This window comes from Flavobacterium sp. PL11, assembly GCF_035985025.1.
Classification (GTDB): Bacteria; Bacteroidota; Bacteroidia; order Flavobacteriales; family Flavobacteriaceae; genus Flavobacterium.
The window spans coordinates 82,282-93,217 of sequence record NZ_JAXCIA010000016.1 but is presented as its reverse complement, the minus strand read 5'-3'; the positions used below and the strand labels follow the sequence as shown (position 1 = coordinate 93,217).

At 30.6% G+C, this 10,936-nt stretch carries 10 protein-coding genes and 1 pseudogene; 5 read left to right on the top strand and 6 right to left on the bottom strand.

The window, feature by feature from the left end:
• A pseudogene (locus RCH18_RS10175) lies at positions 1-261 on the top strand (hypothetical protein); the annotation flags it as partial.
• 167 nt (positions 262-428) lie between these two features.
• Here the strand turns inward: RCH18_RS10175 and RCH18_RS10170 are convergent.
• The 3 genes from RCH18_RS10170 to RCH18_RS10160 are packed head-to-tail and all read right to left on the bottom strand — an operon-like array spanning position 429 to position 3,363.
• Entirely contained in the window at positions 429-1,436 is a 1,008-nt protein-coding gene (locus tag RCH18_RS10170; protein ID WP_326936647.1) for a TlpA family protein disulfide reductase, read from the bottom strand.
• A gap of 43 nt (positions 1,437-1,479) precedes the next feature.
• Positions 1,480-2,016, bottom strand: coding sequence for a hypothetical protein (locus tag RCH18_RS10165; RefSeq protein ID WP_326936646.1), 537 nt, complete (start codon positions 2,014-2,016; stop codon positions 1,480-1,482).
• A 3-nt stretch (positions 2,017-2,019) separates the two neighbouring features.
• Entirely contained in the window at positions 2,020-3,363 is a 1,344-nt protein-coding gene (locus RCH18_RS10160) for an AAA family ATPase (RefSeq protein WP_326936645.1), read from the bottom strand.
• 253 nt (positions 3,364-3,616) lie between these two features.
• Here RCH18_RS10160 and RCH18_RS10155 point away from each other — a divergent pair, with 253 nt between their 5' ends.
• A complete protein-coding gene (locus tag RCH18_RS10155) occupies positions 3,617-4,054 on the top strand; it encodes a hypothetical protein (RefSeq protein WP_326936644.1) in 438 nt (145 codons plus the stop codon).
• A 143-nt stretch (positions 4,055-4,197) separates the two neighbouring features.
• On the opposite strand, the gene RCH18_RS10150 is transcribed toward RCH18_RS10155, so the two are convergent.
• From RCH18_RS10150 to htpG, 3 genes are all read right to left on the bottom strand, one after another.
• Positions 4,198-5,244 (bottom strand): sensor histidine kinase, encoded by a 1,047-nt coding sequence (locus tag RCH18_RS10150; RefSeq protein ID WP_326936643.1) that lies wholly within the window; start codon positions 5,242-5,244, stop codon positions 4,198-4,200.
• Positions 5,244-5,900 (bottom strand): response regulator, encoded by a 657-nt coding sequence (locus RCH18_RS10145; RefSeq protein WP_326936642.1) that lies wholly within the window; start codon positions 5,898-5,900, stop codon positions 5,244-5,246. Before RCH18_RS10145 ends, RCH18_RS10150 begins: the two co-directional genes overlap by 1 nt.
• 422 nt (positions 5,901-6,322) lie before the next feature.
• Positions 6,323-8,212 carry a molecular chaperone HtpG gene (gene htpG, locus RCH18_RS10140; protein WP_326936641.1) on the bottom strand — a complete coding sequence of 630 codons (1,890 nt, stop codon included), beginning with the start codon at positions 8,210-8,212 and terminating at the stop codon, positions 6,323-6,325.
• A gap of 182 nt (positions 8,213-8,394) precedes the next feature.
• Between htpG and RCH18_RS10135 the strand changes: the two genes are divergently transcribed.
• The 3 genes from RCH18_RS10135 to RCH18_RS10125 all read left to right on the top strand — a co-directional run bounded on the left by RCH18_RS10135 (position 8,395) and on the right by RCH18_RS10125 (position 10,890).
• Complete coding sequence (locus RCH18_RS10135) at positions 8,395-8,868, top strand: lipocalin family protein (protein WP_326936640.1); 474 nt, start codon at positions 8,395-8,397, stop codon at positions 8,866-8,868.
• A gap of 20 nt (positions 8,869-8,888) precedes the next feature.
• Entirely contained in the window at positions 8,889-9,584 is a 696-nt protein-coding gene (locus RCH18_RS10130; protein ID WP_326936639.1) for an OmpA family protein, read from the top strand.
• Between the two features lie 358 nt (positions 9,585-9,942).
• Entirely contained in the window at positions 9,943-10,890 is a 948-nt protein-coding gene (locus RCH18_RS10125; protein WP_326936648.1) for an ABC transporter ATP-binding protein, read from the top strand.
• Positions 10,891-10,936: the final 46 nt, after the last annotated feature.

Here is a 10,936-nt window from a genome sequence, read left to right as displayed (position 1 = left end):
GTAAATGGCGAACACAGTTTGATCATGTTAGTGTACAACATCAAACGCACGATGAATATTCTGGGCGTTCCCGATTTAATTGATAAAATCCAGAAGTGGAATGCAAAATACCCACCAAAAGGGTATGCCGTAATGAAAACGACCTTTTTTAAGCTCTTATGCGAGTTCAAAATTAGTAAACATTTATTTCTATCTCCAAAAACCGCCTCGCTTACAAGCGAATTTTGTGCGAATAGAAAAGGAGTTATTGAGTTAATTTGAGCAAAAGTGGGGTAAATTCACATCCTGACGTTCCCGCGCTAGGCGTCCGTTGCCAATGAAAGCGAACTGAGAACTTTCGGCAAGATAAAATATTTTCGTGAAAACAAATGTTCTGGCTACAAAAAAAGTTGGCAATGGCGCTTAGCGTGTGTTACCAGAAGGCAGAATTAGTAGCCAAATATTTTTAATAGCTGTTCTTGCAATTCTTTTTTATTCAATTCTCCTCCACCTTTCCATTTCCCGATTATTAGTCCATTCTTATCAATCAGAACTTTGTGAGGAATCCCGTTCACAAAATAATCTTGTTTTACAGTGCTGTTGTTTTCTACTAAAGAATAATGAATCCAATTATTGATTTTGTCTTTTTCAATTGTCTTTTTCCAATTATTCAAGTTTTCATCAATTGAAATGCTGATGATTTCAAATTTATCTTTCCCATATTTTGTAGATAATTCCTTTAAATATGGAAATTCTTCTTTACACGGAGCACACCAACTTGCCCAAAAATCTATTAGAACATATTTATTACGAAAACCTTCAAGTGAAATGTGTTCATCCCTTACATCTTTTCCTTGAAATGCGGGTGCGTTACTTCCCACTTTGCTTTGCTTAAAAAATATCAATTGTTCGGACATCCTCTTTCCCGCGTCGCTCTCTTTCACATTTTGTGATGCATTGACGTATAATTCTTCAAAGTCGTTATAAAAATTTTTACCTGGCTGCCTAGAAATTTGTTGCTGTACTAGTTTAAATGCATATAAAGAATAAGGATGCTTTTTAGCAAAGTCAAGATTACGCTTTAACTCTTGTATTTCAATTCTATCTGCTAGGTTCCATAAGGTGTCAGCTTGTAAAGTAAGTTTCTCAAGGATATTGGGTTCAATTGTAGTTTTGGTCTTTTCATTTAATGATCCTATCAAACTATGTAATGAATCCCGACTTTTTTTGCTTTCGCTATTTAAAATTTCAAGGTCAAATTGAATCTGAGTTTCAGATTTCTGTCCACGGCAGACAAAAATTTGAAGTGTTAAGAATGTTAGAAAGATAATCTTCATGTTTCGATTTTTTACTGCTTTCTGGTAACGTTTGGCGGCTTGCGGAAGTGGCGAACTTCGTAACCGAGATTTTTCGGCTAAGATAAAATTTCTTGCGATAGATAAATATGAATTTACCACATAATTCGCCATTTTTGCAAACCGCTGTTGTGCGTTCGTACTTTTATTTAATCAACTTTTCAAGTCTAATTCTGGCAGGAAATCCTGGAGTTTTTATATCAATTGAATTACCACAACTATCGGATGTAGATATATCCTGAATTCTACTACTTGCAGTGAAACCAATATTATATTTAGGACTTAATAAAATTCTTTGAAATGTATAAGTGATTTTTGTACAACTAATATAGTTAGAAAGTTTACTACAATATTCTATAAAAATTTCAGAAGCAACAAATTGATTTACGTAGTCTTTAACTTTCGGTTTTAAAGACTTTAGTTCAAATAAAATTATTTTTTCTTGAGAAGGAATAATTAAACAATAATCACAACCTTTGTGAATAATAGGCGTATCTCTTTTTAAATACATAGACTTTCTTTTAAATTCACGTTTATCTACATCAAGTTTTAGTAATATAGAATCAGTTGGAATTCCTCCAATTAAAATTTCTTGGTTAGTGTCTATTTCTTTAAGAATCATAGTTTGATTTAGTAAATCAAAGTTCTGAATAACTTCTTCATCGCAGAATATTTCTCTCATAGACTAATCAATTAAATAATCTAAATCTGAAGATATAGAAAATAGATTATTTATTTCATCATCGAAGAAAGGAATTTCTATTCCTTTATTTGTAACTTTTAGTTTATCGAGTTTCCCATTAATTGCTTGATAAACTGAAACCTCATCATTTTTTATGAAATCTAAATTAGAGTAACTCTTTTTGTTTTTTAAAAGCCATTGATTCTTATCTTTAAATTCGTTAGATAATAAAATTAAATTATTTAATTCTTTTACAAGAAAATCACTGTGAGTTGTAATAAAGACTTTAATGCCAAGATTAATAATCGATGCAATAAGTTTTGCAATTAATCTTTGATTTTTTAATGTTAAGTGACTTTCTGGCTCATCAATAATAAGTATATCACCTTGTTTTGCAAGATGTTTTAAATAAAAATAAATATCAACAATACATCTAGCAGAAGAAGATGCTAAATAAAGTGGAATATCAAATTTATTGTTTTTTTTATTTTTTGTGTAAAACCTAATATCTTGTTTGTTTTCTTTTTTAAATTCCGCTCCTAATATTTCTTTAATAATTTCCATAGGATAAGTGGAATCTATTTTTGAAGTATTTTTTTTGATATTATCCAAATTTCTTGTAAAAGCAATATGATCTCTAATTGGAGTTGCATAATAAGCACTCATTGACATTAGAAGTTCAAAAGGATGAAAGTTACCTTCTTTATCGTCAAGTTTTTGTAAACCGTCAACTAAAGAATTTCTTTGCTCGTCTAGTTCTTTGTAGAAAAGTGAAATCCCTAATCTTTCAGCCGTTATAATTGTTGGGTCTGGAAAAATTTCATCAAATACTAAATATGCAAATAAATCACCAAGAACTCTTTTAAACAAAGTGTCGTCAATTTCATTTTTTGTTTGTTTAATATAGCTTATAGATAAAATATTATTTTCAAGTTTACCATCAAAAACTATATTCTCTCCAATTTGGATTTTCTTTTCAGAATCCTTAAATTCGGTAGGTTTTTCAAAATCCAATTTTACTTTTGCGTCAGCAAATATTTTCTCTTTATCGTTGAATAAATCTCTAATTCTCTTTTGAAAATTAGAGCTTTCAGTAACAATACTTTTAGATACTATTTCTTGGATTTCCTCTTTATTTAGTGATATTTGACCTTCACTTTTAAGTCTTGTTTCTAAATTTTTGAAGCTATTATAGTTAATGAAATCAGTCCAATTTTTTAACATTCCATATATACTATAAGTAATGTAGGTCTTTCCTGAATTATTATCTCCAACTAAAATAGTTAGATTATTTAGTTCAATTTCGCTTTGAACTATTTTTCCAAGATTGTCAACAGTTAATTTCATTTAATTTTCATTCAAAATTTATTATGCGAATTTACGTTTTTTTTTCGTATTTAAAAATAAGGTTGAATTTTAGCAGTTTTTTTAGTATGACGCCTAACGTTTGGTGCTTTGCGTAGTGCAAGGCTAAGTAACTGTGAATTTTCTGTTTTGCACCAAATATGATGCGAACCTATAATTACACTAAATCCTTGCATTACGCAAAACACGTGTTAGGCATAGTGCTCTTTACACGATAATTTAAAATTAACAAAAAATGAATATAGCAGATAACAAAGAATATTTTGGAAAAATGATTCATAATTGGACTTCTGAAATGAAAAATAAATATGTAATAACTGGTTTTATTGCAGGAAAAGAAAATATTGCAAACAACCGAGTTGGTAAAGTTGTACAGGTCAGAATTGATGCTGGTGATTATGGAAGTGATTGTGTTCTTTTGAGACATAAAGACGATACACTCACTCCTCACGAAAATCAAAGTTTTTGGTTAATTCCTGATAAATTTAACGATTATTTAGATGAAATTTTTAAAGATGTTTCAGAAGATGATTCTGATAACTACGCATACACCTTGCAAGGAACTAGAAGTGAAAAAGGATTTATAATTAAATCTACTTTAAAAGATGATGAACCTTCTCCAATGCGTGATATTAAAAAAGCAATTTTAAATAAATTAAACGAGAGTCTTTAGCCCGCATTATGCCTAACGTTTTGCTGCTTTGAGATGGCTGGAAGTTCGTAACCGCTCAGTTTTCGGCTTAACGAAAATATGATGCGAAACGGTAATTCCACTAAATTCCAGCTATATCAAAACAGCTGTTGTAGGCTGTGTTTTTAGTTGTCAAATACGATTTCAAATGTATTTCTAACATAATTAATTCCTTCAATCTTTTTAGAGTAAAGTGGTAATTGATTTATGTGAACAATTAATTTTGCATCATTTAAATTTAAAATTCTATTTACAATATACAAACCTAGACCATCTCCATTTTTACCACTTTGCTTAGCATAAACTCCTGAATATCCTTCACGAAGAACATCATCTAATTCATTTGGTTTTATTTCCATACTAATCATTTCTACGATTAGACTGAAATTATTATTATCTATATTTTCAGAAAAAAGTATTTTCAATTGTGTATTTGGTGAAATATATTTCGCTGTATTATCTATAATATGGTAAAGTGCTACTCTAATCGTTTCAAAATCAAATTTTAAAAGTTTTTCATTATCTTCAACTAAAACATGAACATCTAATTCTTTAAAATCTTGATAAAAAACATGCAAAACTGTTAAAACTACTTTTCTAATGTAATGTTGTTGTTTTTGAAGTGTTGCAGAACCTCCATCTAATTTTTTAAAAACCGTAAATTCTGCTTTCATTGCAATACTGTTTTTTGCAATTCTTAAGAATGCATCTGCAACAGCGTCAGGATCTTTAGATAAATATGTTTTTATCGTTTCTTTTACTTTTCTGTAATCTTTGCTTAATTTTTCTTCTGGAACTACAACATATAATTCTTGAATATTATGTCCGTTAAATGAAGTGATGTTATGAATTAGTCTTCGATTATCTGCTTGAATATCTTGAGTTAATTTGTTTTTGATATTATTTATTTCTTGAATTTGTTCAGAATAAATAGTTAACTTTTCTTTGAAATATCTTGGTTTATTTATTAATTCAGAATTAAATGTAATTAAATATGCTATTCCATTTTCAGAAATAATTTTGCCGTGTCTAATTTTTTTACCTGTAAATTCACATTTTTCAATGATTTCTGTTTTATTTTCGCAAAGCTCAAAATAGTAATCTTGTTCTTTGGGTAAATTAGAATAAATAATAACATTGTCTTTATTTACGAGTTTGACATATGTACTCATTAGTTTAATTCTTTACTAAATCGTTCTATTAAACTGATAAACTCATACGGTTCTGCATCTTTTGAAAGAAGAAAATCTACTTTTTGAATTGCATCGTGAAATACATTATGGATTTGCACTGCTGAATAGATTACAACTTTTTTATCTGGATATTTACTTTTTATATTTAGTGCAAGTCCTAAACCTTCATCTTTACAGTCTAAAATTTTACCGACTCCTTGAACATCAACAAAAACAATATCACTGTTTTTAATTACGTCATCATTATAAGATTTCAAGTCAGTTATGCTTTTAGTATTAATCCACCCTTCGTTAATAAGAATTTTTACAACCTTAAATTTAGTGTCATCGTCAATAAAAAGAATTGATGTTGACTTTCGCAATTTATCAATATCAATAGTTTCTTTAATTGGTGTGATTTTATCTGAATTTAATTGTTCAGCATTACTTGCAAAATTCACTGTTAAATTGTTTGCGTTATTATTTGTTGGTGATATTTGAGGATTATTCTCGATTTGAAGTGGTGATGTTGTATTTGGACTTTTCTTTTTATAATTTTTGTATCCAATTGTTATTGTAATAATTGAAAATATTGATGCTATTGCTATCTTCCAAAAATCAGGTGTGTCAATAAGAGTTTGTAATAATATACTCATAATTTAAATTTGGTTTTTTTGATGGTTATTTTTTCTTCTTTTTTTAACATAGCCTACAACTAGTATATATGCGAAACAAACCTTCGCATATACACCCAAATGTGGATAGATTGGCGAAGGTTTGTTTCGCTTTATTGATTTTCAAATATATTAAAATATTCTTACAAATTTATTTTATAAACAACCTCTTATAAAAATCACACCTCATTTCTAGCCCCGATAGCAGTGAAAATCCTTTGCTTTGGCGGTAGCCAAAAGCAAAGATTGCAGCGCATAGCGGGACAAAACCTCTTTTGAAAACCGCATACTCTGCTCCAAAAAAAAAAGCTGCCCAGCGGTGGACAGCTTTAATATATTTGATATTCCGTACTAATCCGGAATTAGCAATTACGCCATTTTAATTCATAAAATGGGTTCGCGGCTTATTTAATCAACTCAAAACTTCTTTTTACAAAAGCCGTAAGTGCTTCTCCTTTTAAAAGGTTTTGTGATAGTTTAGCCAAGTCAAGTGCTTGTTTAATCAAGCTTTCTTGAGCTGCTGTATCTTTATTGTTTAGAATGCTGGTCGCTAATTCAGAATTAGTGTTTACCACTAAATTATACATTTCTGGCATATTACCCATTCCAAACATTCCGCCACCACCGCCTGATTGACTCATTTCTTTCATTCTACGCATGAATTCTGGTTGCGTGATAATGAATGGTGATGCGTTGCTGTCTAGCGCTTCTAGTTGAACCGTGTAGGTTTGCTTAGGAACAATTGATTCCAAAACGGTTTTTAAGTTGGTTTGCTCTTCTTCTGACAATTTAGAAATCGTGGTTTCGTCTTTTTTGATAAGATTATCAATATGATCTGAATCGACACGTATAAAAGTTATGTTGCTGTTATCGCCTTCAATTTTTTGAATCAAATGCGAGATAATAGGAGAATCAAGTAATAGAACTTCATACCCTTTCTCTTTTGCAATCTCAATGTAAGAGTGTTGTGCTTCCTTATTTCCAGCATACAAAACGACTAATTTACCATCTTTATCCGTTTGATTTGCAGCAAGATTTGTTTTTATCTCTTCAAGAGTGTAGAATTTGTCATCTACTGTTGGGTATAAAACAAAAGCCCCTGCCTTTTCATAGAATTTATCTTCAGATAACATTCCGTATTCCAGAACGATTTTGATGTCATTCCATTTTTGTTCAAAATCGGCGCGGTTTTCGGTAAACAACGATTTCAATTTATCAGCTACTTTACGAGTAATGTAGTTAGAGATTTTCTTAACCGCAGCATCCGCTTGCAATCCAGAGCGAGATACGTTTAGTGGAATATCTGGTGAATCAACAACACCTTTTAGCATCATTAAAAATTCAGGAACAATTCCTTCTACATTATCAGTTACATATACCTGATTTTGATACAACTGGATTTTGTCTTTCTGAATTTGTAAATCAGAACCCAATTTAGGGAAATATAAAATTCCAGTTAAGTTAAAAGGATAATCTACATTTAAGTGAATATGGAATAATGGCTCCTCAAATTGCATAGGATACAATTCATGGTAAAAATTTTTATAATCTTCAGCCGATAATTCACTTGGCTGTTTCGTCCACGCTGGATTAGGGTTGTTGATGATATTGTCTTTTTCAACCGTTTCATTTACATAATCTTCTGGTGCATCCTCTGGTTTAGGAAGTGTCTCTGTTTTTGTTCCAAATTTAATTGCAATAGGCATAAACTTATTATACTTATTCAGCAAACCTTTGATTTTAGAATCTTCAAGAAATTCTAAAGAATCTTCGGCAATATGTAAAATAATTTCAGTTCCACGAGTGGTTTTATCTGCTGGCTCTAGTGTAAATTCTGGACTTCCATCACAGATCCAGTGAGCAGCGGGTTCGTCTTTATAAGATTTAGTAATAATCTCTACTTTTTCAGCAACCATAAAAGCCGAATAGAAACCAAGACCGAAATGGCCAATAATTCCAGAATCCTTAGCCGAATCTTTGTATTTATCTAAAAATTCTTCAGCTCCAGAAAAAGCAACTTGGTTGATGTATTTCTCCACTTCTTCAGCAGTCATTCCTAGACCTTGATCGATAATGTGCAATTTTTTCCCTTCTTTATCGATTTTTACTTCAATCATTGGGTTGCCATATTCCACTTTAGCTTCTCCAATACTTGTTAAATGTTTAAGCTTTAACGTTGCATCAGTACCATTTGAAATCAATTCTCTTAAAAAAATTTCGTGGTCGCTATATAGAAATTTCTTGATTAAGGGAAAGATGTTTTCAACTGAGACATTAATTTTACCTGTTGCCATATTTTAAAATATTAAATTTTGTTTTAATGGCTTATGATCTTTCAAACACAATACCATTTGTAATTAAAGTGACAAAATGGCGTAAGTGATAATTTTAATAAAATTTATTATAATCATGCAACAAAAAATAGCGATTAGCTAGCTACCTTTGTGTAAGTATTAATTCATTAAAATCTACAAAAATGAAAAAAATTATTTTATTGTTTGCGCTATCTGTAGTGCTTTTTGCCTGTAAATCACAGTCGGCTACAAACACTGGTACTGATAGAAAAGCACAGGTTGCTATTAAAGGAAATTGGGAGATTACTGCTGTGACGTATCCAGGATCAGAATATATTAAAGTGAATACTTTTCAATTAGCAGATTCAGAGTGTTTTGTAGGTAGCACATGGAAATTTGTTTCAAATAATAACAAAGGAACAATGGCATTAAACAAAGCAAATTGTATTGCGTTTGATTCACCAATTACTTGGTTTGTGAATGATAATGGACAATTTGTACTTAAAATTTTAGATGCTGGCGAAAAAGCGAAGAAAGTAAGAGATGGATATGTTTTAGGATTAGCTAATCAAACAGAATCATCATTCCAATTGATTGATAAAATTGATGTAGGCGGAAAAATAACTGATGTTGTTTACCAATTCCAAAAAAGATAATTAAGATAAAAATTACAATTATGAAAAAGATTTCAGTAGTTGCAATAGCAACAATAATGGTTATAGGTTCTATGTTTACAAGTTGCGAAGCTGTAAAAAACACCAATCAAAAACAAAGAGGAGCAGGAATAGGTGCTATTGCTGGTGCAGTTTTAGGTGGCGTTCTAGGAAATAATCTGGGTAAAGGTGGAAATGGTGCTATGGGTGCTGTTCTTGGTGGTGTTGTAGGTGGTGTTGCTGGTGGCGTTATTGGAAATAAAATGGACAAGCAAGCCAGACAAATTGATGAGGTACTTCCAGGCGCTGAAGTAGTGCGTGTTGGTGAAGGTATCAAATTAGTTTTGAATGAAAACGCAGTGCGTTTTGATACTAATAAATCATCTTTGACCGCTGACGCAAAAGCAAACCTAGATAAATTAGTTCCTGTATTAAGTGAATATCCTGATACTAATATTACTATTTATGGTTATACAGATAATACTGGTGCAGCAGAATATAATTTAAAACTTTCAGGAGAGAGAGCCGCGTCTGTCAAAAATTATTTATCGGGTAAAGGTGTAGCGTCAAGTAGATTTCAAGTAACTGGTTTGGGAATTGCTGATCCAATTGCTTCAAATGAAACATTGCAAGGAAGAAGTCAAAATCGTCGTGTTGAATTTGCTATCACTGCTAATGAAAAAATGATTAAAGACTCTGAAGCAGAAAGTAAAAATTAATAAAATATTTTTAAATTATAAAGGTTGTTTCGTAAAGAAGCAGCCTTTTTTTATGTTTAATCTGATTTTAATTTTTTTGATAATCACTTTTATTTGCTGAAAAAGTAAAAGTGAAATCTGTAAGTAATATAAAAAACTATTAGGATAAAATATTTTTAAATACTACCTATTTTAGTTGATTAGCGGATAAGTAAAACGACCTACTATTTATTTTTTGATATTGTATTGATTATTTATTTAGTAAATAGGAATGGGTTTTAATTTTACTATTTTTTCATTACTAATTGAATGATAAACAGAATCAAATCGTGGTATAAATAAATTTAACATTGTAAATTTGCACTCTTAAATATTAATGATGCTAGAGATAAAAGACATAACATTTACGTATATTGAAAAACCAGTTATTGAGAATGTTAGTTTTGCAATTACAAAAGGTAAAAACACAGCTTTAATTGGCGAAAGCGGTTGCGGCAAAAGTACAGTATTAAAACTCATTTATGGATTGTATGATTTAGATAGTGGAGCGATACTGTATAATGGAAAGCCTATTTTAGGTCCTAAAAATAAATTGGTACCCGGTGAAGATTTTATTAAATATCTAGCACAAGATTTTGACTTGATGCCCTACATTACTGTTGAAGAAAATATTGGTAAATTCTTGTCTAATATGTATCCTGAACAAAAAAGGGCGCGTGTTCAAGAGTTATTAGATATGGTTGAAATGAATGCTTTCGCAAAAGTAAAAGCAAAATTTCTTAGTGGTGGACAGCAACAAAGAGTGGCACTAGCGCGGGTTTTAGCATTGGAGCCAGAAATTCTTTTGCTAGACGAACCTTTTAGTCAAATAGATTCCTTTCGAAAAAATGCATTACGACGCAATTTATTTAAATATTTAAAAGATAGAGGAGTTACTTGTATTATTGCTACCCACGATAGTACAGATGCGCTTGCTTTTTCTGATGAAACGATTGTTATTCAAAATGGTAGAATGGTAGCTCAAGGAGATTCAAAAACATTATATGAAAATCCAACAACTAAATATGTTGCTTCACTTTTTGGAGAGGTGAACGAGATAAAACTATCAAATTTGATTGATGTTGAAGTTGCCGATGATCAGATTCTTTTATTATACCCACATCAATTGAAAGTGGTTGACAACGCATTAATGCAAGTAGTGGTAAAGCAATGTTATTTTAAAGGCAGTCACTACTTAATTAAAGCTGCGTTTGAAAAAAGAGCTATTTTCTTTGAACATGATCTAGACTTAGCGTTAAACCAAGAAGTGTATTTGATGTTATCTTAAAAAACAAAACCCCGAAAATTAATTTTTCGGGGTTTTTTGATATTAT

Coding starts and splice junctions, on each gene's coding strand:
- RCH18_RS10165 (WP_326936646.1), bottom strand. CDS start 2,016: ATGAGAGAAATATTCTGCGATGAAGAAGTTATTCAGAACTTTGATTTA.
- RCH18_RS10160 (WP_326936645.1), bottom strand. CDS start 3,363: ATGAAATTAACTGTTGACAATCTTGGAAAAATAGTTCAAAGCGAAATT.
- RCH18_RS10155 (WP_326936644.1), top strand. CDS start 3,617: ATGAATATAGCAGATAACAAAGAATATTTTGGAAAAATGATTCATAAT.
- RCH18_RS10150 (WP_326936643.1), bottom strand. CDS start 5,244: ATGAGTACATATGTCAAACTCGTAAATAAAGACAATGTTATTATTTAT.
- RCH18_RS10145 (WP_326936642.1), bottom strand. CDS start 5,900: ATGAGTATATTATTACAAACTCTTATTGACACACCTGATTTTTGGAAG.
- htpG (WP_326936641.1), bottom strand. CDS start 8,212: ATGGCAACAGGTAAAATTAATGTCTCAGTTGAAAACATCTTTCCCTTA.
- RCH18_RS10135 (WP_326936640.1), top strand. CDS start 8,395: ATGAAAAAAATTATTTTATTGTTTGCGCTATCTGTAGTGCTTTTTGCC.
- RCH18_RS10130 (WP_326936639.1), top strand. CDS start 8,889: ATGAAAAAGATTTCAGTAGTTGCAATAGCAACAATAATGGTTATAGGT.
- RCH18_RS10125 (WP_326936648.1), top strand. CDS start 9,943: ATGCTAGAGATAAAAGACATAACATTTACGTATATTGAAAAACCAGTT.